This window comes from Bacteroides sp. 214 (assembly GCF_010501015.1).
In the GTDB taxonomy this organism is placed as follows: Bacteria; Bacteroidota; Bacteroidia; order Bacteroidales; family Bacteroidaceae; genus Bacteroides.
The window spans coordinates 28,803-53,600 of the sequence record NZ_QVML01000010.1; the positions used below are offsets into that span (position 1 = coordinate 28,803).

A 24,798-nucleotide genomic window follows, 5' to 3' on the forward strand; every position below is an offset into this window, starting at 1 on the left:
TCACATATCGCTGTAAGCGAATGATAGTAAGCAAGTTGCGTGTGAAGCCCCCCCTGTTTAATCCTTCACAGGGTCTTCACAGCATTTTTCTGACTGTTTTTGTGTTAAAAACACAGTCAAAAGTGAAGCAAAACACAGTCAGAAGTGAAGTAAAAATCAGTCAGAAAATACACTTGTCAGCCATAGTTTCACGCCCTGTCAGCCTATGGCTCGTGCATCGTCAGCCTATGGCTCATGCTCCGTCAGCCATAGCCTCATGCTCCGTGTGCCTATGGCAGATGGTTCGTCAGCTTATGGCTCGCGATCGGTCATCCGCAATAAATACTGGCCATATTGATTCTTAATCATGGGCTGTGCCAGTTCGCGCATTTTTTCGGTAGTAATCCATCCTTTGCGATAAGCGATGCCTTCCAGACAAGCCACCTTCAGTCCTTGCCGTTTCTCAATTACTTCTACAAAGGTACTTGCCTCGGAGAGGGAATCGTGCGTTCCGGTATCCAGCCAAGCAAATCCACGGCTAAGCAACTGTACTCTTAGCTCCTCATCATCGAGGAAACGCTGGTTCACAGTGGTAATTTCTAATTCGCCTCGTGCCGATGGTTTGATGCTCTTCGCTACATTCACCACTTTATTAGGATAAAAATACAAACCCACTACAGCATAGTTTGATTTCGGATTTATCGGTTTCTCTTCAATGCTCAACGCATTGCCCGCTTCATCAAAATCTACAACACCATAACGTTCGGGGTCGCTTACCCAATATCCAAACACGGTAGCCTTTGCTTCTTCTTCCGCTGCCTTTACCGCATCGGTCAGCATCTTCGTGAAACCTTGTCCGTAAAAGATATTATCGCCCAACACCAAACAAGCCGCATCATTGCCGATAAACTTTTCGCCAATAATGAATGCCTGCGCCAGCCCGTCTGGCGAGGGTTGCTCTGCATATTCCAGCTGTACACCATAATCAGAGCCATCGCCCAGCAGTCTCTTAAACGCAGGTAAGTCTGTTGGAGTAGAGATAATTAGTATTTCGCGGATACCCGCCAACATCAATACTGAGATGGGATAATAAATCATGGGCTTATCAAACACCGGCAACATTTGCTTACTTACTCCCTTAGTTATGGGGTAAAGACGAGTGCCGGAGCCTCCGGCTAATACGATTCCTTTCATGGTTACAGTAGTTTATTTTTGCAAATATAACATTCTGCTCCTTTACTTTTATAATTATCACATCTCTTTTTTGCTTGCACGCACAGAGCCAAAGAGCAAGATATACAACTTAATGAGTTTTCGGCAACTAATATTAGCTAATCAGAAAGTGGTTTTTAGTAGCATTTGCAAGCAAAAGCCCAACAAGTGTCAAATATACAACTAATTCGACCAAATATAAACAAGAGAATAAGTTCACGCCAAAAAGAGCCATTAAACGCACACAAAGCACATTTTACCATAAAATGCTTTATTATGTTATTTTGAATTAAAATAAATAAGCATCGCCGAGAACAAATAAGTTGCAAATTCTGTTCATTATATCAAAAGTCATTGTATATTTGCAAAAGAGAAAGATTAAAATAAACAATTTGTTATATCAATATTTATTAAACAACGTATAATATATGTGTATTATGAAAACAAGATTATTTAAAACAGGTGCCGCGCTTTTAGCGATGGCTGTAGTATTCTCCCTCGGCAGCTGCCAGGAAAAAGACTACTTTGAAGAAACTCCGGAAACGGAAGTTAACAACGAAGACCCGCAACTTCTCGACTTTGCCACTACGCAAACCGTGAAATTGAATGTAAACTATGGAGCTTCAAGTGGATTTGTTTCTACATTCGAAGTATTTACCGAAAACCCATTGGTATTGAATGCCAATAACTATTATGAATTGAAAAGTGGATTAAAATCTGTAGCCGCCGGCATTTCCGTAGGTGGAAAAATCAATTTGTCAAAAGTAATACCTGCCACAGCGAAGGAGTTATATATTTATACCCCCGACCTATTCATCCCAACCCTAATGCACGCAAACATCAGTGCTGGAATGGCAGATTTCTCTGTTGTTGACCTTAGCATAAGCTCTAATGACAACAACACCACACGTACACTTTCCAACAACACCATCGACGGATATCTTACCACAGAAGACAACGGCAACGTAAGAAGTACTATGGATATTGACGCAAATTACCGTCCAAATTACATCACCGAAACGATTACCGTTGACGCCAAATACCTAAACCGAATTACAGCCGCATTCCCCAACACCACAGCAGTAACCAATAAGGATTACTACAAAGACGCGTTGTTGCATACCTACAAAACCGCGGAAATCAAAATTGCAATGATCCATGGAGATGCATCCAACTCAAACACATTGAGTTACTTCTTCTACAATGGAACACCAGAGGAAATCTCAACCGTAGCGAAAAGCAAAATGAAAGAAGTAGTTGCATTGCCTTATGCAAAGCTCGATAAAGGCTTAAAGGTTGGCGACGTAGTACAACTAATGTATTATGATGCGGATACAAAAAAGTGGATTAAAGAATTCCCCGCTGGCGTAACAATTGGCTTTATGCTCAGATCGAACGCGTTTTCTATTTGGGACAACAATCCATACATAAACACAAGAAAGGATGTGCTTTATTCAGCTAGCGCATTCAACAACCATGAAACTTTCAAAACACACACTATTTATTTTGATGCCGCATTGGCAACAGATGACGATACATTTGTTTGCTTTGGATTTGAAGACACTAAAGGCGGTGGCGACAAAGACTGTAATGACGTTATGTTCCACATGAATGTAAATCCAACCAACGCTATCGAAAAACCAAAACCACTTCCTGAAGTGAATTCAAGAACTTCAATAGAAAACACTCGTGGAATCCTGGCTTTTGAAGACAATTGGCCAAGAAAAGGCGACTATGACCTTAACGACGTAGTTGTGAAATACGAATCGGAAGTTACCTATGTGAAATACATTAAAACCCTCGAAGGCAAAGTGCAATCAGAAACTAAACCTATAGTACAAGTCATCAAGGACAAATTCACACTATTACACTCAGGAGCAAGCTATAAAAACGGTTTTGCATACAAAGCAAACATAAGCCCGGCTTCCGTAAAAAGCGTTAGAATAAACGACGCAGGCTACACTCCAGAAACTGATGGCAATGGCTTTATCATCAACATTAGCAATAATGTACACGATGACCTACAAACCGTGTTTGGTGCAGACAAAGTTTATACTTGCACTCCGAAAGAGTTTAACGTAACGATGATTTTCGATGAAGAAAACAACAGCATCCTACAAGACGATTTCAACCAAGCGGGAATTGGCGCTCCATACAACCCATTCATCATCTCCAACGGAAGAGCTGGACACGAAATTCACCTACCAGGCTACTCGCCAACAGAAAAAGCAGACCAATCTCTCTTCGGACAATTTGATGATAGAAGCAATGAGAATGAACTTATGTATGCAGGCCCCGCCGATACCCCTTATCCATTCGCTATCAACTTGGCTGGAGTAGAAGAGTTCAAAATTCCAGTAGAAACAAAACCTATAGATTACTCTTATCCAAAATACATAGACTGGGTAAACAGTAAGTTGCAAAATCACTTAAACTGGTTCGAAGAACCTGCAGATGTATTTTAGTTTCAGGTACATACACTAATTGTAAAGTTGTTGACAGAGAGCGGGTACCCAAACGGGTACCCGCTCTTCATTTATACCCGAATCCACAACTCTTTGTTGCACATAGAAAATAAAAGTTGCACATTCAACACCAACTAACCAAATTCATCAACAAAAGAAATATAAGCAGAAGTCCAGCAGAACAACCGCCACAAACAACACAGAACACCACCTACAACAAAACAAAGCACATTAAACAACTGCAAAAGAAGCTATTTACAACTTTTCATGCAAATAAGTTGATTATTCTGTTCATTATATCAAATATTGTTGTATCTTTGCAATACAGAATTAGGAAACGACAATTTATTAACGCATTAAACCTATAACATTATGTGCATCGACATGAACTTACTTCGAAAAATAGCCACGCTATTGATAATAATAGCAGCTGCCACCTACCTCTTTACAAGCTGTACGAGTGTAGATGTTAGGATATAAAAAACAGAAAAAGAAATCACAGCGATGAGCGTATCCTGTGAATGTTGACAAGTAGTAATACTTAGTTATTAGGTGGTGAGAGCGAAGATGTGAATCTTCGCTCTCTTTTCGTTTTTCCTGGTCACTTTAGTGTATTTTGTTAAAATTGCACATTCTGAGCAAATAAACTTGCAAAAAGCATTTGAATTACAAAAACTTTAGCCTAAATTTGCAACAACAAAGAACAGAAAATGTAATTAACGAATATATCACTAAAACTATTATGATTATGTGTATTAATTTGAATCCAATCAGAAAGTCAGCTTCGATATTAGTTATCGCAGCTGCAACTTGTATCTTCTCGTCATGCAACGAGAAAGATTTGTACGTAGAGCCAATCCCTGACACCAATAAACTGGATCAGTTTTTTGACTTTAAGACCACTCAAGAGGTAACCGTTAATTTAGACTACGGTATTGAAGCCCAAATGATGTTTGAGATCTATGACGAAAATCCGTATACAATTGACACAAACGGAGTACAGGTTAAAAACAAGGAAATAACCGCGGTAGCAATGGGATTTACCGATAAAGAGGGAAAATTCAATGGTAGCATCATGCTCCCTGTTTCGGTAAAGCAAGCATACATTTACACCAACTACATCCTTGCTCCTCGCGTGTTAAACGTAGATGTAGTAGGCAGCAACATTACAGCAACCAAAAACAATGAATTGCTACTATTGAATGCGACAAGCAAAACAAGAGCAGAGTCTATAGTTGGCGGTTATTTAACACTACCCGCTGCAAACTACGGACAAATGCTTCCCCAAGTACTACGGGTGGCACAGGAAGTTGTCGCAGGTGTTTATACAGAAGAAAGAACTCCAGTAGGCTTGTCTACTTACGATAGCGACTTCTATGTTGAGGAGGAAACCGTAACTATCGAATACATCGCAGGAACCACTGGCGGAAACGACGACCTATACTATTTTTGCTATCCCGCAGCTGACACTCCAACCAAAGCATACATCGAAAACCTAAAGAAAGCCCATATATGGACAGACTTACATGGTGCAGCCGGTGGAAGAACGGATGACGGATTGAAAGGTTCAACAGCCACACTGCCATTTATCAACGCCAATGGAGAATTTGAAGAAACATGGCCAAAGGGATATAAAATAGGCTTTATGATAGACAATAAGAGCAAATATCACTACTCCACCCCATTAGACATACCATATTTCGACATGGCTTCTACCTTTACATACGGAGCCGATGGAGATAAACCTACAGTTGTATTTGGCTTGGAAGACTATTACGAAGGCCCATTGTACGACTACAACGACGTTATTTTCCAATTACACGGTGTAGCTCCAACAATCAACCCTGAAACAGAAACATTCCCGGTTTCTACCACCACCAGAGGTTTACTTGCTTTTGAAGACAATTGGCCCGCAAGAGGTGACTATGATATGAATGACGTTGTATTGAAATATGCTTCTACGCAAACATACTACAAGAAAGTAACCAACGATTTCCATGGAACAATCACTACTTACTACACAAGAGGTAAGATTGTTGACGAATTTGAACTTGTATGGTCGGGAGCTAACTACAAGAACGGATTTGGTTACCATGTAGTAATGGACGATGAAGTAGATTACGAAAACATTACCATAAAGAGAAACAACGAACCGATTGACTTTACATTGGTTAAAGAAGGTCAAGACTACATTATCTACTTGTTCGATAACGCAAAAGCAGAACTTGGTGTAGAAGATGTTGCCGCAACCGAAATGGCTAACGCAAATTTTGCTACAGTTAAATTCACTGTTACCATTCCTTACAAAGAAACCGAATTTGATGGTGGTGCAAACGTATATGGTACCAAAGTAGGTCCAGCTTACAATCCGTTTATCACCAAGAACATGAACAGGAAGCACGAAATCCACTTGATTGACTGTGCTCCTACCTGCGAAGGATTAAGCTGCTGCGATCCATTGTTTGGTTCAGCAAATGACAACTCGAATGGTACTACAACATTCTACAGAAGCGAAGATTTCTACCCATACGCACTCTGCCTGAACGCCGATGGAGCAAATGCCGACGTATTGAATGTTGATGTGAAATTAAGAGTAGAAGCAACACCTATTTATACGACATACCCACTATTTACAGACTGGGCGAAGAAAAACGTAGAAAAGTGGTGGTAATATTGAAATAACAAATCAAACGAGGCCGTCTCCAAATTAGTGAGATGGCCTCTTTTTTTTCTAAACAAAGCGTATCCAAACCCTCTCTCAAAGCGACCTTTTACCAGCGTATTGACACAACCTATCATTTGTATGTTAACGTTTTTAATTTTACTACATAGCTGTTTTTCTCAAAAGGTTTTATCATGTTGAGAATAAATTCTCGACATGGCGAGTATTTGTTCTCGACAAGGCGAGTGTTTATTCTCAACGTGGTGAGAATTTCTTCTTCCGGATACACTGCATGTAGACATACTGTACCCCACCAAAAAAGGAGTCCTGCTTGCGCAAGACTCCTTTCCCTTTTGCTCTTAAAAAGAGACGTTATTCTATTCCGAGTAATTCAATTTCGAATACCAAAGCAGAGAAAGGTTTGATATCGCTACCTCTTTGAGTAGCTTTGTATGCCAATTCTTGTGGTATATAAAGTTCCCATTTAGAACCAACAGGCATCAATTGAAGAGCTTCAGTCCATCCCGCGATAACACCTGTTACTGGGAAAGTGATAGGTTCTTTAGAAGCATCAAACTCAGTTCCATCAATCAAAGTACCACGATAGTTCACTCTAACTTTCGAATCAACAGTAGGTATTTCACCTTTGCCCTCTTTAATAACTTTATATTGCAAACCGCTTTCAGTAGTAATAACACCTTCTTTTCCTTTGTTTGCCGCTAAGAAATCTTCACCAGCTTTCTTGTTATCAGCAAACTGTGCCATGTTATCTTTGCTTTGTTGCTCTTCCATATACTGTTGCACATACGCTTGCGCACCTTCCAGGTTCATAGCCGTTTTCTTTCCCAATGTTGCCGCAATGAATCCTGCGATGAAGTTGTCTTTACTAACCTTCTTTACTGAGTCATTTTTGAACACCTGAGAGTTGATACCTGGAAGCATTTGATCTTTGATTTGGCGACCTACACCCAATCCCATTTCATAGCCAGCGCTTTTGCTAGTAGCGTTTACTCCTTCAAGAACACCCTTCACAAAGTCAGCCATCTGAGTTGAATCCACACCATTTTGCGCCAGATAAGGCAACAAACCTTGTGTATTAGCAATACCAATAGCATACGACAATGAGTCAACCTCTGTCTTTAAGTTTTCTTTCGGTGCCTGAGCGGTACAAGATGTAAATACAACACCTGCCAAAGCAGTTACAATTAGTGCAATTTTCTTCATTTTCTTTTTTACGTTAATGTTTATAAGTAATTATTATTCTATCTACTAAAGAAGAGTTTCTTAGCCATATGCTAAAAAACGCGGCAATTTAGTCATAATTATTGGTATAAAGAAATTGAAGGACGCAATTTTCAAAGAGACATGCCTATTACAATGATTTTACTTTCTTTTTATATTCGGCAATAGCTGCATCCAGTCGCTCACGAGCTGTTGTATCTCCCGGCACATTGTGCGACGGATGAATATGTAACTTAACTCCACGGTCGGCAAGTATTTCGGCCACAGTAGTAATAGTCATCCACACCAATGTAACAAATGCATGTGTAGAAAGCGGGCCTACTTTGTCGAAGTGGTTTTTCAGTGTTACAGAAGCATCGATAATAGGCACACAGGAGTCTACCACAATATCGGCAATCTGGAATATAGTCTTACCCGATGGGTGACGTGTGGTTTTTCCTTCTGCTTCGGCTGCCGACCCATAAGCTATTACCGTCATGCCTCTTTTTTTGGCTTCTAAAGCAACATCAATATTTACATTATTAATGCCGGTATGAGAGAAAATCCAAATACAATCATGCGAACCGAAGTCATAATTCTTCATAATCTCCACGCCATATCCTTCGGCTCTTTCCAAGAAAAGGAATTGATGAATACCCATCTGTCCGATGATTTGGGTAAAGAAAGTAAGAGGCAACTCACAGAGAGGGTGAAAGCCAACAAAGCTACCGATACGAGGATACATCTCTTCTACCGGAATAGTAGCATGACCACATCCGAAAGTGTGAACCCACCCCCCCGCTTCGATGGTATCTGCCATTACTTTGGCGGCTTTTTGAACATTTTCCATTTGGGTCGTTTCAAGCGTATCCATGATGTTACGCGCGTTTTTTAACCATTCAAGTGCTAACATAATTACATAAAATTTTTATTGTTAATAAATTGATTAAGACTTCTAAACATGTTGATTTTTGGCAAACCTAAACAACAATAGCATCGCAACTATCGCCACTATCATTAACTGAGGATACAAAGTAATGTCATATTCCTTGGAGAGTATACCCACCAACCAATTGAGCAACGTATTACCTGTTAGTGCAATTACCAGTGCCACACTGAAAGCAGTACCCGACAATGCTTTATACTTTTGCCCCAAATAACTCAGTACCACAGGGAAGGTCGATGCCAATCCTGCACCAATCAGCACCATACCTATAGCTGCTTGCAAAAAGCGCGGTTCTCCCATCAGTAACACATACCCCACAGCAGCCAAACAAAGACTTGCAACCAACACGGTACTTTCTTGAAACTTTTTCAGCAACACAGCAAGCACAAACCGGGCAGCAGTCAGACCAGCTACCATAAAAGTAAGTACTAAGAGAGCTTGTTCGTTTGGTATGTTGGTTACCTCTTTTAGATACGTAGTGGTCCAGTTGTTGGTTACACCTTCGAGTCCGCTCTGAAAAAAGAGAATAAAAGAAAACAGCAACAGTGTTTTCTCTTTAAGCAACTTCACACCTTCCTTCACGGGGAATCCTTGCGGTTGCTTGGGAGTTGGAAACCCAATCGGACAGCAGAAAAGAACACACAACAGCAGCACAGCAGCTGTACCTTGCAAAATTAGTTCAAACGGATAACTCTTCAGCAATAAACTAAGCAACACCGGAATGCCGAGAGCTCCAATGCCATAGAACGCACCCAGCAAACTCAGTTTTGCACCTTTTTCTTCGTCGCTCGATATTTCGGAGACCAACACATTGGTTTCACCATTCAAAACACCACCCCCCAAGCCTATAAGGAAAATAGAGAAACGCAACAATGAAAGGTTATCAAACAGAGCAATACCTTCTAAGCCCAACAACACTACCAGGCAGCTCGTTATCAACATAACTTTATGCCCAAAACGATCTACAATAGGACCAAACACCAACGAGCCTGTCAATATTCCAATAGGTAGTAACGTTACCAACGAGGCTGCTTGCAATTTATCCAACTCCAGTTTTGTTTCAAGCGAAGGTAAAACAGAGCCCATTGTCAGCATAGAAATTCCAAAAAACGACATGCCTATACAAGCAGCAATAAATACAAGTGTTTTATTATATTGTTTCATCACTTTATTCTATTTCGTTATCACTTACTTCACTCTCATAGTTACGAATAGCCATATAAGCTGCACCGGTTAGTCCCGCATGACCAGACAATCCTGTAGCTACAAATTCCGCTTGCCTGATACTAATGGGCTGTGCCCACTTCAAAGCTTCATTATAAATCCTTTCGATGAAACCCGCCGCCGGGCCAAACACACCACCACCCCAAATAATCATTTGCGGATTGAGAATACTGACCAAATTAGCTGCAGCCATCCCCCACATCTCTATTGCTTTATCAATAACGGCCACAGCAATTGGGTCACCTTCTTCATATACAGAGAAGACATCCTGTGACGTTATTCGGGTTATCGGTTTCTGTCTTAGCTTACCCCTATAGGATTTATCCGCACGTACAGCATCGCGCGCACGATCGCCAATACCATTACCCGACGCGTAATATTCAAAACATCCGCACGCATCATATTTATCTGTATAAGGTGGCTGTAGCGCACTCCACCCCACAGCACCAACAATATCTCCCGCACCATGCAACACTTTGCCATCAATGATAATTCCAGCACCAATACCAGTACCTACCGCCATAAAAACCGCACTATGGCAATCTCTGGCAACACCTTTCCATAACTCTCCATACATATAGCAGTTACGGTCACTATCAATATACAATTTAACACGGGGGTTCTTGACGCAGGCTTCGAGTTCCGCGCGAAGCGGATAATTATCCCATCCGGGAATATTGGGTGCCCACACTCTTCCTGTTTGCGAATAAACAATACCTGGGATACATACCCCTATATTTTCTATAGGGATAAGGCTTCGACGGGCGAAAGTTAGCAACTTGGTTAAAATTTCAGCGGCCATTTCACCGACCTCGCTTCCGGTTTTTCCTTTTAAGAGTTTTCTGCGGTTGTACAACATACTTCCATCGGGCATAAAGATAGCACTTGCAATCTTTGTTCCGCCAATATCAAGAGCGATTGTTGCCATAACAATATAAGGTTAGAGATTTATTGCTAACAAAGCTATAAAAAAGAATCAGCACATCATATTAGTTTTTAATCTTTTTGAACTTAAATATTGTAGCAAATCAAGAAAATATGTATCCAGAAGAAAAACCAGAGTCGTTAAAAGCAAAAGACAACAAGGCTACAGTAGAATAAATAGACGAAAAGAGAGGGTTGGCGTATTTAGAGCTGTTCTTCAAATTAACGTTTGTTCCGTTTTTAGTGTGTAACATCTATTTTTCACCTACATTTCATTCAATTATTTCAAAAAAACATTCTTTATTCTGCCAGTTTTAACATTTGCGTCTTTTCCACAAAGCAAAATCGTATATATATCGATGAAATGGGGAATTTTTGATGAATTACCAGCCAATATTTTTAATTGTTTTGTTCTAAGTTTCAAATTTAGCATAAAACAGACACAAAAAGTTTCTGATTTGAGAATCTTTATTCCAGATTTGACAATCTTTTTATCTTTTTACCCCCTATTTTTGTCAAAGAAAGCAATGAAGGCAACTAATTGTTACAAATACGCGAAGATCAATATTATTTTGTCATTGCTTTCGGAATCATACTGGGAAACCTCAATTACACTTCCCAACACTTATCGCTCTTTGTGTATCATTCGCGTATTTGTAACTTTTAGTTTTTATATGAATAACTAAGTAAAAACCAAAACAGCTATGATGAAAATGTTTGTTGAAATCTTAAAAGGAAAGAGCCTCGACCAAGTCGTAAGCTTTTTTGAGAGTGAAGTTCTGGAAGAAGAGACTAACAACACAGTGTCTCAAGAAGACGCATTAGTAGTAAGTCCTTTTTCACACCAAACGATTAATAGTATCAGCAATATGGCTGACGATATTTTATCATTTCAATAACAATAACTAGTTTTTAATAATAAATAGTATTCTCTTGCACAACACAAGTTTTCTCTTTCTGTGATTAACTGAAGGGCTCGTTCATTAATGCGTTTGAACGGGCCCTTTTTTTATCCTCTCACAGGTAGCGTAAACCAAAATCTAGAGCCCATCCCCGGTTCCGAAACGACTCCCATTTCGCCTCCCATCTGAATAACCATGTTTTTACTCACAGAGAGCCCCAGTCCTGTACCTTGCACAAAGGAATCTAACTTTACAAAACGTTCGAATATACGCTCTTGCTCTTCCTGAGGAATACCTATACCGGTATCATTCACATAGAAAAGTATAGTATCACTATTGGTCAATTCATAGCCGAAAGTTACACTACCTTGCTTTGTAAACTTGAAGGCATTACTTAAGAGATTTACAACCACTTGTTGAATACGTTCCTGGTCACCATCAATATCAACTTCGGGCAATTCTTCACTTAATTGCAGTTTTACATTTTCGGGAATCTTATTCTGCATAGAAGTAACAATATCATCCGAGAAGCTCTTCAGGCTGAACTCACGTTTGTTCAATTCAAACATATTGGCTTCCAACTTGGAAAGATCGAGCACATCCGAAACTAGTTTCAATAACAGATTATTGTTATGGCGGATAATAGCAGCCAATTCGCGACGTTCTTCAACATCTTCAACCTCGCACACAGCATCCGAAAAACCGACAATAGCATTGAGTGGTGTACGTATTTCATGACTCATATTAGCAAGGAATGCCGATTTTAGTTTATCCAAAGCCTCTGCCTTGTCTTTGGCGAGTATCATTTCTTTCAGCTCGGTAATATCTACGCTAAGCCCAATCATTTCAATGTTATTGTTCTCGGGATCGTACTCTTTTACCATCAATGTGCAACGCAGCCAGCGGGGAGCTTCACCTTCTTTAGACACCTTCACTTCGCGGTTTAGTATCTTGGCATTACCTTCTCTAGCATCTTGATAGAATTTTTTAAGCACACGTGCGTCTTCGAGCGTCAATGTTTTATATTCATCATCAAGATTCGCACCAATCAGCGTATTAGCATCCATGCCCAAGTTCTTATACCATTGTGAAATGGCAAATCCCTCCTGCTTCATCAGGTTCCATTTGAAATAGCCTACTTTAGCATAATCGGCAATAAGTGAAAAATACTCCTCAAACTCCTGAATGCGCAGATAAGCGTTGGTGGTTTCTGTGTTGTCTATGTTGATGAAAATATAGTTTTGTATATCTCCCTTCGCATTAATTACGGGTACTATCTTGGTTATTACACTTGATGTCCCCTTCTTCACTGGCAGGCGTTTGTAGTAACCATCCAACACACGGCTGTATTCATAGCTGGAATTAAAATCCATGCGTTCGCCTCGCTTCATACGTTCCTTTACTTCGAGAGGCAAAATGGGGTGATTGAAAATATTCACACCCATATAATCATCCTTACACGCCATGCCAAGTATGTCCACATCTTTTTCGTTGGCTTCGATAAGAATACCATTGGCGTCGAAGATTTCTAAACCTACAGGCAAATTGGTATATATATCCCGTAGTAATTGTTCACTCTCCCGAAGCGCCTTGTTGGCATTGTACGTCTCGGTTACATCGAGCAGTAGGGTTACGATAATATCTTTTTGTGGCGAAAACATGATGGCCCGACAACGATTATCGAGGCTTTCTTCCAGATAATCGTATTCCAGATGCTTATCTGTATTTACCACCTCTATCATATGATTAAGCTCTGACTCGAAAGAATCTTCTTGTTCACTACCGCGGCTGGAAAGAATCCAATCGCGTGTTTTCCCACTAATTATCTCTATTCGTTTGTTTATTTCGAGGAACTCGTAATCAACCGGTATGCCATTTTCGTAGATTAAGCGGGTTTGTTGATACCCTATTGGCATATATTTATAAAGATCCTGCAAATAACTATTTTCTTGCTGCTTGGTCTCTTCAGGGTTTTCTACTCTTTGTAGGGTTCCTATTATAATGAGAGGTTTATTATTGTGCGTTTCTTTCACACGGCATTTGCCTTCTACCCATAATTCGCCATGAATTGTTGTTACCGGATAAGTTATTGTTCGGGTAGTTCCCGGTTTAAGACTTATCAGTTCATTTATGATTTTCACCCGGTAGTCTTCCCGTATAATTTTATTAAAAGTGTCAAAAGTGCACCCTTCCTTATCAAGACCTAACATTGTAGCAGTAGATTCAGCATACACAAATGTTTCGCGTCCAAAGTCGGCTTCCCACCAACCTAATCCTGCAATATCCAACAATAGATCCACTCGCTCGTTACTCGTTGTAGATTCTTCGCAATTCATTCCCTTAATTATTTGTTTTCGGAGTATTAAGATTGTGCAAATGTAGTAAAGTTTTTTTAATCGCAATTATTTTTTTTTGCATTATTTGCTCAATACATACAATTTCTGTCCATAACTTTACTCATATAATCAAGAAAAAGAATGCTTATTAAATACACTGACATACCTTATGGTAAGTAAATACAAATCATTTAATAGATTCAATCATATACAAAAAAACTTGTAGTATGAATCCAAAAAAGAAATTAGAATTCCCATAACATAAGAATAGTTTGTATAAGTGGCGGAATTAATTCCCGCTATGGTTGATGAAGTATGAGGCTATGGCTGACGGAGCATGAGGCTATGGCTGACAGGGCATGAGACTATGGCTGACAGGACATGAGACTATGGCTGACAAATGCATCTAAATAAGGGCTTTAAGCCATGTCTTGTTAAAAATTTGCTTACAGCGACATGTGAATGTGAAGACCTGTTTCGCAAAACTGGATTTAGAATGCTTATAGTATCCGAGTCAAATGCTTATGGCTCTTAATCTTATATTGAACCAGCACTTTTTATTCACAAAATATATTCCTATTTTTGTGCCCACGTAGAATAAAAACCTATTAACATGAAAAGAATACATTTTGCACTTCTCCTCTGTTTCGCTACAGCTATTTGTTTTGCACAAGGCAAAAAAGATTTGGATCTTCGCGATGTTATCGCAGGCAAGTTCCGGGTAGAAGGCATACAAGGTATGCGTTCTATGGAAGATGGAGAACATTACACCCGCATTATTAACAACAAGCAAATCAAAAAATATTCCTTCCGCACAGGCGAAGAGGTAGCAACAGTATTTGACGTAGCCACAGCACGCGATTGCAATTTCGAACAGTTCGATGGATATATTTTCTCTCCGGATGAGAAAAAAATCTTGATACGCACCAATACACAAGCACGTTACCGCCGCTCATACACCGCTGTGTACTACATTTACGACATAAGAAACAACCGATTGGAAACCCTCTCGGATGGTGGACCGCAAGAAGCTCCTCAATTTTCGCCAGACGGGCATCAGATAGCTTTCGTGCGAGACAACAACATCTTCCTGGTAAAGCTCCTTTTTGGTAATAGCGAATCGCAAGTTACCGAAGATGGCGAGTTTAACAAAGTGCTCAACGGTGTACCCGACTGGGTGTACGAAGAAGAGTTTTCCATGAATTCTGCTTTCGAATTCAGCCCAGACAATAACATGATAGCCTATATCCGCTTTGAAGAGACCGAAGTACCTATGTACTCTATACAGATGTGGGGTAACAACTACCCGGATATGTATAGCTACAAATATCCCAAAACGGGCGAACGCAACTCTAAAGTATCGGTACACACCTTTGACATTAAATCTCGAGTAACCCGCAAAGTTAATCTACCAGTAGAAGAAAGTGACTACATCCCCCGCATACGTTTCACCAGTGACCCAACCAAAATGGCAATCATTACGTTGAACCGTACGCAAAATAAGCTCGACCTCTACTTTGCCGACCCGCGCTCTACCGTATGCAAACTAATTCTACGCGAAGAAAGCGCATATTATATTGATGAAGACGCACTGGATAATATCCGTTTTTACGAAAACAACTTCACGCTGATTAGCGAACGTAATGGCTACAAACACCTCTATTGGTATAACTTCAACGGAGGGTTGGTAAAGCAAGTTACACAAGGAGACTTTGAAGTGCAGCGCTTCATCGGGTGGGATAAGGTAAACAACTCTTTCTACTTTGAGGCTAACGTTGACGGGGTTACTCAAAATGCGGTGTACAAAACCGGAAAGAAAGGTGAACTTATCAATCTAAGTGGCGTAAAAGGCACTAATTCGGGCGATTTCAGCAAAACATTCAAGTATTTTATCCATACTCACTCCAATATATCTACACCTCCTTTAGTAGAAGTGAAAGATAACACCGGCAAAACCTTACGTACCCTTGTAGATAATGCCAAATTAAAAACGATGATAGAGGAGTACAACCTGCCTACGCGAGAGATGTTCACATTCAAAACATCACAAGGCATTACTCTGAATGGATGGATGATTAAACCTGCCGGCTTTTCGGCTAGCAAGAAATATCCGGTTATCATGTTCCAATACAGTGGTCCCGGTAGCCAACAAGTATTAGACAGATGGCGTATGGGTGGACAAGGAAACGGCATCGGATGGGATCACTACATGGCCAATCAAGGCTATATAATGGTATGTGTAGACGGCAGAGGCACCGGAGGACGAGGAGAAGAGTTTCAGAAATGCACCTACCTTAATCTTGGTGTAAAAGAAGCTAAAGACCAAGTAGAGGCTGCCCAATACATGGGCACTCTGCCTTATGTGGATAAAACCCGTATTGGCATTTGGGGCTGGAGCTATGGAGGTTATACAACTATCATGAGTATGAGCGAAGGTACACCCGTTTTCAAAGCCGGCGTAGCAGTGGCTCCGGTTACCGACTGGAAATACTACGACAGCATCTACGGCGAGCGTTACATGCGCACACCCAACGAAAACCCCGAGGGCTACAAAGCTGCATCAGCATTTACGCGTGCGGACAAGCTAAACGGAAGAGTGTTGCTTGTACATGGAACAGCCGATGACAATGTGCATTTACAAAACCTTGCCGAATACACCGAATGTTTGATACAACTCGACAAACCGTTTGACATGCACTACTACACCAACCGAGATCATGGTATTTATGGGGGCAATACCCGTCAACATCTGTTTGCAAAGATAACCCGATTCTTTTTAGAAAATTTGTAGCAGATGGCGGAACGAGTTCGTAAACCCGAGTGGCTTAAAATAAGTATCGCCACCAACCAACGATATACCGAAACAAAACGCATTGTAGAATCACATTGCCTGCACACTATTTGCAGCAGTGGTCGTTGTCCTAACTTAGGCGAGTGTTGGGGCAAAGGTACAGCTACCTTTATGATAGGTGGAAACATCTGCACCCGTAGCTGCAAATTCTGCAACACAGAAACAGGTCGCCCACTCCCACTCGACCCTGCCGAACCCGAAAACGTGGCTGCTTCTATTAAATTAATGAAGTTGAGCCATGCGGTAGTTACTTCGGTAGACCGTGATGACCTACCCGACCTGAGCGCTAAGCATTGGGCAGACACCATACGCGCGATAAAGAAGGAAAATCCGGGTACTACACTCGAAGTGCTGATTCCTGACTTCCAAGGGCAGATGGAACTGGTGGATTTAGTAATAGAAGCGCAACCTGAAATCATTTCGCACAATATGGAAACGGTAAGACGCATCAGTCCGCTAGTGCGGAGTGCAGCCAACTATGACCGTAGCCTGGAAGTTATCAAACACATAGCCGATAAAGGCACAACAGCCAAGTCGGGCATTATGGTAGGTTTGGGCGAAACCATAGAGGAAGTACATCAAACGATGGACGATTTGGTAGTAGCGGGCTGTTCCATACTGACCATTGGGCAGTATTTGCAGCCAAGCCGGAAAAACTATCCGGTTGCAGAGTACGTTACACCCGAACAGTTCGCGCGTTATAAAGAAGAAGGAATACGTAAAGGATTTAAGTTGGTAGAGAGCGGACCACTCGTGCGCTCCTCTTACCACGCAGAAAAGCACATATAAAAGTTAATTTTAGAACCATTCAGAGGAATGGTTGTTTTAATATTGAAATGGGAAATAGAATCAAAATATCATACGCGCTGAATTTAGCGATAGGATTTATTCCGGTTATATTCACAATTATATTACTTGAGATTATCGGGTCTCAAGAAGCATCTATTCATATAGGTCTTGCTATTGGATTAGCATACACAGTATATAGTCGAATACAAAAGACTGTCAACGTCATACTGGAAGTAACGACTTCTGTTTTATTGGTTTATTCGATAATAGTTCTCTTTCTGGAAGAAGATATCTCATACAATCTGCTTCCTCTATTTTTAGAAATAAGTATTGCTATACCTCTCTTCTTTTTATTCCTTATAAAGCGTCCTATTATGAAGCGCTACAAAGAGATGAAGAAAGGCAGATATACACAAATTGCTGAATCGACTATTGTGTCTATTCGCATCTTCCTGATTATTACCATTGTACACATCATACTTTGTGGTATCTTCTATATTCACATGAATGGTTACAAGAGCGTACTCATGTGGCTACTCATTTATATTGCACCGGTTTTTGTTTTTATTGCAACTATATGTCTGAATCAACTATCTATTTATATTTTCAACCTGATGATGAGCGAACATCGCTACATTCCGGTAGTTGATAATAAAGGTTATGTATTGGGGAAAGTCACCCAAGCCGAGTTGGAAAATAAAGGAAATACGATATGCACACCGGTCATTCGTATCGCAGTGATACATGAAGGAATGCTGTATCTTATAAAACAGCCACAACTTGAGCTCTTCGAAGGAGAACGTTTGGATATACCAATGGAGAGCACACTATATTATGGCGAAACGCTCGACGATGCTATTAAGCGCATACTACAAGATGCTATGCCTATGGCCAATAACCTAAAACCGGTTTTCAGTATACGCTACAACTTTAAGAACAGGCTAATCCACAGACAGGTTTATTTGTATCTACTTCCGATTAAAGATGAAAAGATGTTTAATGAATTACGTATCTTTTCGGGTAAGTTGTGGACTATGAATCAAATAAAAGACAACCTTGATAAGAATTATTTCTCAGAACTCTTTGAACACGAGTTCGATCACTTGCAAACGATTATTGATACAAGAGAAAAATACAAGGAATCTTAGCCAGTTGAGGTACACGATTCTTCCACTCTTTTACAGTACGTGTTTTAACATACTCGCTATCGGTGGTAAGGTTGGCAGCTATACATAGCTTTGTTTGAGGACGACAGGTGGCTAAAATATCCTCTACCATTTTATGATTACGGTAAGGAGTTTCGATAAATATCTGAGTTTGCTTCTCACTATAAATGCGTTGCTCCAACATTTTGAGGCATTTAGACCGCTCGCCTGCTTCAATAGGCAAATATCCATGAAATGCAAAACTTTGCCCGTTAAACCCCGAAGCCATTAAGCCAAGCAAGATAGAAGAAGGTCCCACCAAGGGGATTACCTTAAGATCTCTGCGCTGTGCAATAGCAACTACATCTGCACCGGGATCGGCAATAGCAGGACAACCAGCTTCGGATATTACTCCCATAGAAAAACCCGAGACAAGAGGTTGTAGATAACCCGATATTTCTTCGGGCGATGTATGTTTATTTAAGGTATAGAATTGAAGGCTATCAATATCTATTTCCCTGTCTACTTTTTTGAGAAAGCGCCGGGCAGTACGCACATCTTCTACAATAAAGTGCTTAATGCCACGAATTATTTCAGTATTTCCTATCGGTAACACACTATCAAGATTAGTCTCCCCCAGAGTTACAGGGATAAGATACAGAGCTATTTCCATGTTGTTCTTCGTTTATCAAGGTTTGAAGCGCGACTCTTCCAAAAGTTTTCGGTAGTCATTCATTTCGAGCAGCTCCCTGATTGAGATATTATTGTGTTTCATGTACGAAGAAACTATTTCCATTCCTAACCATACGCCAATAAATGCCGGACTGTTTTCGCCAAAATAAGATGTATGCGGAGCCGGATGAATATATCTGCGAATTACCATTGGGTCGGTAGTGTTAAGCTGTCCGGTAGAATTTATATACTCCCAAATCTGTTTCCTGTTCTCTTTACACCAAGTAATCTCCTCGTTAGAGTAGCCAATCATTTTCTCGGCCGATTTATACCCCAGAATCTCCTGTACTACATAGTTTATTTTACCACGATACAGAATAATTTCCAGCAGCGAACCACGCAAGTTGTCGGGGAAAAGATATTCACTCAACAGATAAAAGCGAAAACAGTCGGGAAGAATGCGTTCGGGAATCATTGAGCTGCATTGATACGGATGGTAGTAGCGTGAATAGAGTGGGTAATCTGTGCCCATATACTTATCCAAGCTAATGGCAAGTAGCGAATCTACAATTACTACCGATTCATTGAGCGCGGAAACCTGCGTATATACTTCGGGTACGCGAATACCGGGAATCTCCTTTTGAAGACGCTTAAACCCCTTGGTAAGCCCCTTCTCAATATGACTGATATCGGCAAATTTCTCCTGTACATCAATGAGAAGTTGCAAACGGGTACTGTCCTGAAAGTAAGCTTGCATTTTTTGGTTAATGCCATCTTCGAAAACTTGTCCGATACCAAGCACATCTTGCAGCAGAGTTTGGGTTAGCCACGAGTATGTGGTATTCATTTTTTGCACAGCAGCATAACTGTCGAATGCCGCATACTCGTATTGTAACCTATCATAGCGAATAACGGAGATACCATTCCCAGAGTTTTGATCTAGGAAATTATTCTTAGCAAACTGGCATGAAACCAATAATAAAATGCAAAAAACAAGTATTGGTAAATTCCGTATCTTCATAAAGTAGTGTTATTGACACCTTTTAAGGTCGTGCTACCTTAGAAACAATTATCCGTAAATAATGTTTCCTTCTTCGTCCATATACTCTTCCAAACCTTTGGAATAGGTAGCCATAGCACGCAAACTCATACCAACGCTTGAAAATCCTCCATCGTGGAAAAGATTCTGCATAGTTACCTTACGGGTAAGATCAGAGAACATTAAAATACAGTAGTCAGCACATTCGTCTGCCGAAGCATTACCTAATGGAGCCATACGGTTGGCAAAGTCCATAAGCTTATCCATACCTTTTACACCCGAACCGGCTGTAGTAGCGGTTGGCGATTGTGATATAGTATTAACACGCACATTCTTTTCGCGACCGTAGATGTAACCAAAGCTACGGGCTATGGATTCCAGTAACGCCTTTGCATCTGCCATATCATTGTATCCGAAGAAAGTACGCTGCGCAGCTACATAGCTCAACGCCAGGATAGATCCGTAATCGGCAATAGCGTTCATTTTCTTGGCAACCTGCATCATTTTATGAAACGAAACAGCCGATACATCCAATGTTTTATCCAGTAGGCTATAATCCAAATCGTCGTACGTGCGTTTTTTCCGCACATTTGGCGACATGCCAATAGAGTGTAGTACAAAATCTATCTTTCCGCCCAACACTTCTTGCGAGCGACGAAAAACTTCCTGCAAATCTTCAACACTGGTAGCATCGGCAGGGATAACTTCGCAATTCAGTTTTTGCGACAAAGCATCTACTTCGCCCATGCGAACCGCCACCGGCGTATTTGATAACGTAATAATTGCTCCTTCTTCTACAGCCCTTTCGGCTACTTTCCAAGCTATGGATTGTTCATTCAAAGCACCAAACACGATGCCTCTTTTACCTTTCAACAAGTTATAACTCATACCTATTAAATTGTTAATTAAGGTTGCAAAGATAGAACTTTTTCGTATAATCAGACAATAAGCCCCTGCTCTTAATGCCGATATTATCAAAATTTACCCATAATCTAACAATTAGTACACAATTATCGCTATTTTCTATTCTATTTTTGCAAACGATAAATAGTGGTTTTTCATAATTTATTAAAGTTAGAATTAGGTTAGAATCATATCCTTCTTTTGAACGACTCGGGAGAGTGGTTCAAAAGAAGAGAATGATAAAACGCTACCACTATAATTATTAAGCAACGATTTTATTACCAATAATTATATTACGAATGAACACATTATCAAAAACCTTGAAATGGACATTTACAATTTGTGTGGCATTTATTTTAGCTAGCTGCGGATGCCAAAAGTCTTCAACTGATGTTTATGCAATTGATGAAAGCATCTATGAAAACCTACCATTTAACATGGCCAAAGTAGAACAACCGTCTTTCCCTGCCTACGAAGTTAATATTAAGGATTTCGGAGCGCAACCAAACGGAATTTTCATAAACACAGACGCCATAAACAACGCTATAAAAGCTGTAAACGCCAAAGGTGGTGGCAAAGTTGTAATCTCGGAAGGTCTGTGGCTTACCGGCCCTATCCAACTATTGAGCAACGTTAATCTTTTCTTAGACCACAACGCGTTGGTACTCTTCAGCGACGATCACAAATTATATCCTATTATAGGGACTTCTTTCGAAGGACTTGAAACACGCAGATGCACCTCACCTATTTGGGCTTTGGATGCAGAGAACGTAGCGATAACTGGTTTCGGGACATTTGATGGTGCTGGCGACAGTTGGCGTTATGTAAAGAAAGGCAAGATGACCGAAAATCAATGGAAAGCCTTATTGAACAAACCGGGAGGTGTTTTGAACGAAGCTAAAGATATCTGGTATCCAAATGCAGGATCTTTGAAAGGCGCAAAGGCTACATCCGACTTCAACAACCCCGAAAACATCCACACAGATGCTGATTGGGATGAAATCAGAACATTCCTTCGCCCTGTATTATTGAGCTTCAGAAGCTGTAAAAAGGTGTTATTCGAAGGTGTAACATTCAAGAACTCGGCCAGTTGGTGCATACACCCGTTGTCTTGCGAACACATTACACTTAATAATGTAAAAGTATCCAACCCATGGTATTCACAAAACGGCGATGCTTTGGATTTGGAATCTTGTACCAACGCACTTATCATCAACTGTTTATTCGATGCAGGTGACGATGCTATCTGTCTTAAATCAGGCAAGAACGAGAGCGGACGTCGCAGAGGTCAACCTTGCCAGAACGTAATCGTGAAGAATAATACAGTATTGCATGGTCATGGCGGTTTTGTTGTAGGTAGCGAAATGTCAGGTGGTGTAAAGAATATCTTCGTGTCAGGATGTACTTTCATGGGTACCGACGTAGGTTTGCGTTTCAAGAGCACACGCGGTCGTGGTGGTATAGTAGAAAATATCTACATAGAAAACATTCAAATGATCAACATACCTAACGAACCACTGCTATTCGACCTTTTCTATGGTGGAAAAGCACAAAGCGAACTAACAGATGAGGATCGTAATTACGACTATACTACCGTACCTCCAGTAACAGAAGAAACCCCTGCCTTCCGCAACATACACATCTCCAATGTTACTTGCAAAGGTTCCGGACGTGCTATCTTCTTCAATGGGCTACCCGAAATGCCGGTTGAAAACATCTCGGTTAAGGATGTAGTCATAACCGACGCAAAAGAAGGTGTAGTAATCAGTCAGGCTAAAGATGTAAAACTCGAAAATATAACGATAGAAACTACAGGACCTCAACTACAAATGAGAGATGTAGACAACATTAAAATAAATGGTGAAGATTATAAAATAGGTAAAGGATTGGTAAAGATGGATTTCTAAAGAATAAGGGGCGAATAATTTTCGCCCTTTATTTTTTTCATTACATTTGCGTTTATAAACCCATTTACATATTACACACAATATTACAATGAAGACAATTCTTATGTACGCATTAGCCTTTGCGTTATCTACACCACTGGTAGCCTCATCGTGTGTGCAGGCAGAAAATGAAAAGACTATTAAGGTAGAAGTCTGCAATGATTGGACAAAGCCTAAAACAGATGAACCTGTAGTTATTAAATTACAAGATCTTAATTTGAACTTCCAAGTAAAATCGGCAACTGTATGGGAAGGGAACAATGAAATTCCATCTCAACTTGACGACTTAAACAATGACCTCAAAGCAGATGAAGTCGTTTTCCTAACAGACGTTGCGGCAGGAAGTAAGAAAGAATTTAAGATTGTACTCTCCGCTACCAAAAGCACCGTAAAAAAAGAATACCCCACACGCGTATATGCCGAGCTATTGGTTAGCGACAAACGCGGAAAGCATGTACCTGTACAAGCTGTCACCATACCCGGCACAAGCAACATCTACAATCAAATGCACCACCATGGTCCTGCTATGGAGTCAGAACTAGTAGCTTACCGTGTTTACTTCGATCAAAAACAAACCATTGACCCATATGGCAAGTTTAATAAAGGTTTTGAAATACAAGAATCGCAGTTTTATCCTACCGACGAACAGCTAGCCCGAGGGTTTGGAGACGATGTACTGTTGGTAGGTGGTAGCGCAGGGTTAGGTGCCTTTAAAGGATGGAACGGGGAAAAAGCGACTCATATAGAGCCAGTGCTTAATCGTACTTCGCGTATGATTGCTTACGGGCCTATTCGCGCCATTGCCGAGAGTGCTGTAACCGAATGGAACTATCAGAACGATGAGTTGAATATGATAAACCGCTATATTCTTTATGGTGGACATCGCGACTTAAGAATAGAAACCTATTTCGACCAACCACTGAAAGATAAAGTATTCGCTACCGGTGTTATCAATATTGTAAACTCCGAGCATTCTTCGGATGGAGAAGGTTTAGTAGGTTGCTGGGGTACACATTGGCCGGTAAACGACACTATTAAATATGCCAAAGAAACCGTAGGACTTGCCACGTATATTCCCAAAAAGTATGTGGGCGAAGAAGTGAAAGATAAAGTGAATTATCTCTATACGATGAAAGCAGATGGAGAACAATCACTATATCACTACACGAACTTTACTTCCATGAAGGAGACCTTTGGTTATAAAACACCCGAAGCATGGTTTGCTTACATCCGTGAATGGAAGGAAGAACTGGAACATCCGGTAAGGGTAACTATAAAGTAATAAATACAATCTAAGAGATAACAAGAATTATCCCAAGAGGTTTTTTCCTCTTGGGATTTTTTTGTTGTAATAGGTAAGACATCGTTATCCGATTCTCTTGGAGCATAACACATAAGTCAACACTTATGACTTTTCGTTTGAAGTAAGATGCAAAAAAATCTCAGTGCTTTTTGCATCAAAATTCACTGAGAAAATTCAAAAATACAGTCAGAAATGAGACAAAAAACAGTCAGAAATTTCGGCTTAAGTCAAAATCTTTGTTGGTATCCCTGTTTACGCAATCTGTTTTCAAAGTAATAA

18 protein-coding genes are annotated in these 24,798 nt (G+C 40.4%); 9 read left to right on the top strand and 9 right to left on the bottom strand.

Going from position 1 to position 24,798, the window contains the following annotated elements; translation table 11 throughout:
- Positions 1–291: 291 nt before the first annotated feature.
- Positions 292–1,173, bottom strand: coding sequence for a glucose-1-phosphate thymidylyltransferase RfbA (gene rfbA, locus D0T50_RS08745; RefSeq protein ID WP_163223144.1), 882 nt, complete (start codon positions 1,171–1,173; stop codon positions 292–294).
- 455 nt (positions 1,174–1,628) lie between these two features.
- Here rfbA and D0T50_RS08750 point away from each other — a divergent pair, with 455 nt between their 5' ends.
- Entirely contained in the window at positions 1,629–3,656 is a 2,028-nt protein-coding gene (locus D0T50_RS08750) for an LruC domain-containing protein (protein WP_163223145.1), read from the top strand.
- Between the two features lie 748 nt (positions 3,657–4,404).
- Entirely contained in the window at positions 4,405–6,327 is a 1,923-nt protein-coding gene (locus D0T50_RS08755; protein ID WP_163223146.1) for an LruC domain-containing protein, read from the top strand.
- A gap of 363 nt (positions 6,328–6,690) precedes the next feature.
- On the opposite strand, the gene D0T50_RS08760 is transcribed toward D0T50_RS08755, so the two are convergent.
- From D0T50_RS08760 to D0T50_RS08775, 4 genes are all read right to left on the bottom strand, one after another.
- Positions 6,691–7,542, bottom strand: coding sequence for an FKBP-type peptidyl-prolyl cis-trans isomerase (locus D0T50_RS08760; RefSeq protein ID WP_163223147.1), 852 nt, complete (start codon positions 7,540–7,542; stop codon positions 6,691–6,693).
- A 148-nt stretch (positions 7,543–7,690) separates the two neighbouring features.
- Entirely contained in the window at positions 7,691–8,452 is a 762-nt protein-coding gene (locus tag D0T50_RS08765; protein WP_163223148.1) for a sugar isomerase domain-containing protein, read from the bottom strand.
- Between the two features lie 42 nt (positions 8,453–8,494).
- Positions 8,495–9,649 (bottom strand): sugar MFS transporter, encoded by a 1,155-nt coding sequence (locus D0T50_RS08770; RefSeq protein ID WP_163223149.1) that lies wholly within the window; start codon positions 9,647–9,649, stop codon positions 8,495–8,497.
- A 4-nt stretch (positions 9,650–9,653) separates the two neighbouring features.
- Positions 9,654–10,637, bottom strand: coding sequence for an ROK family protein (locus tag D0T50_RS08775; protein ID WP_163223150.1), 984 nt, complete (start codon positions 10,635–10,637; stop codon positions 9,654–9,656).
- Positions 10,638–11,337: 700 nt separating this feature from the next.
- Between D0T50_RS08775 and D0T50_RS08780 the strand changes: the two genes are divergently transcribed.
- Entirely contained in the window at positions 11,338–11,532 is a 195-nt protein-coding gene (locus tag D0T50_RS08780) for a hypothetical protein (RefSeq protein WP_163223151.1), read from the top strand.
- A 110-nt stretch (positions 11,533–11,642) separates the two neighbouring features.
- Here D0T50_RS08780 and D0T50_RS08785 read toward each other — a convergent pair whose 3' ends face one another.
- Positions 11,643–13,871 carry a PAS domain-containing protein gene (locus D0T50_RS08785; protein ID WP_163223152.1) on the bottom strand — a complete coding sequence of 743 codons (2,229 nt, stop codon included), beginning with the start codon at positions 13,869–13,871 and terminating at the stop codon, positions 11,643–11,645.
- 629 nt (positions 13,872–14,500) lie between these two features.
- Between D0T50_RS08785 and D0T50_RS13990 the strand changes: the two genes are divergently transcribed.
- The 4 genes from D0T50_RS13990 to D0T50_RS08800 are packed head-to-tail and all read left to right on the top strand — an operon-like array spanning position 14,501 to position 18,659.
- Complete coding sequence (locus tag D0T50_RS13990) at positions 14,501–14,596, top strand: KxYKxGKxW signal peptide domain-containing protein (protein WP_370520899.1); 96 nt, start codon at positions 14,501–14,503, stop codon at positions 14,594–14,596.
- Positions 14,557–16,662: a S9 family peptidase gene (locus D0T50_RS08790; protein ID WP_370520900.1), complete on the top strand. Its 2,106-nt coding sequence runs from the start codon at positions 14,557–14,559 to the stop codon at positions 16,660–16,662. Before D0T50_RS13990 ends, D0T50_RS08790 begins: the two co-directional genes overlap by 40 nt.
- 3 nt (positions 16,663–16,665) lie before the next feature.
- Positions 16,666–17,511: a lipoyl synthase gene (gene lipA, locus D0T50_RS08795; protein WP_163223154.1), complete on the top strand. Its 846-nt coding sequence runs from the start codon at positions 16,666–16,668 to the stop codon at positions 17,509–17,511.
- 47 nt (positions 17,512–17,558) lie between these two features.
- Entirely contained in the window at positions 17,559–18,659 is a 1,101-nt protein-coding gene (locus D0T50_RS08800) for a hypothetical protein (protein WP_163223155.1), read from the top strand.
- On the opposite strand, the gene D0T50_RS08805 is transcribed toward D0T50_RS08800, so the two are convergent.
- The 3 genes from D0T50_RS08805 to D0T50_RS08815 are packed head-to-tail and all read right to left on the bottom strand — an operon-like array spanning position 18,625 to position 21,255.
- A complete protein-coding gene (locus D0T50_RS08805) occupies positions 18,625–19,329 on the bottom strand; it encodes an SAM-dependent methyltransferase (RefSeq protein WP_163223156.1) in 705 nt (234 codons plus the stop codon). The genes D0T50_RS08800 and D0T50_RS08805 overlap by 35 nt on opposite strands.
- Before the next feature lie 15 nt (positions 19,330–19,344).
- A complete protein-coding gene (locus D0T50_RS08810) occupies positions 19,345–20,349 on the bottom strand; it encodes a gliding motility lipoprotein GldB (RefSeq protein ID WP_163223157.1) in 1,005 nt (334 codons plus the stop codon).
- Positions 20,350–20,397: 48 nt separating this feature from the next.
- Positions 20,398–21,255 (bottom strand): enoyl-ACP reductase, encoded by an 858-nt coding sequence (locus D0T50_RS08815; protein WP_163223158.1) that lies wholly within the window; start codon positions 21,253–21,255, stop codon positions 20,398–20,400.
- A gap of 314 nt (positions 21,256–21,569) precedes the next feature.
- Between D0T50_RS08815 and D0T50_RS08820 the strand changes: the two genes are divergently transcribed.
- Together D0T50_RS08820 and D0T50_RS08825 are read left to right on the top strand one after the other, a co-directional pair.
- Positions 21,570–23,177, top strand: a complete 1,608-nt coding sequence (locus D0T50_RS08820; RefSeq protein WP_163223159.1) for a glycoside hydrolase family 28 protein — start codon at positions 21,570–21,572, stop codon at positions 23,175–23,177.
- Positions 23,178–23,265: 88 nt separating this feature from the next.
- Positions 23,266–24,498: a DUF4861 domain-containing protein gene (locus D0T50_RS08825; protein WP_370520901.1), complete on the top strand. Its 1,233-nt coding sequence runs from the start codon at positions 23,266–23,268 to the stop codon at positions 24,496–24,498.
- Positions 24,499–24,798: the final 300 nt, after the last annotated feature.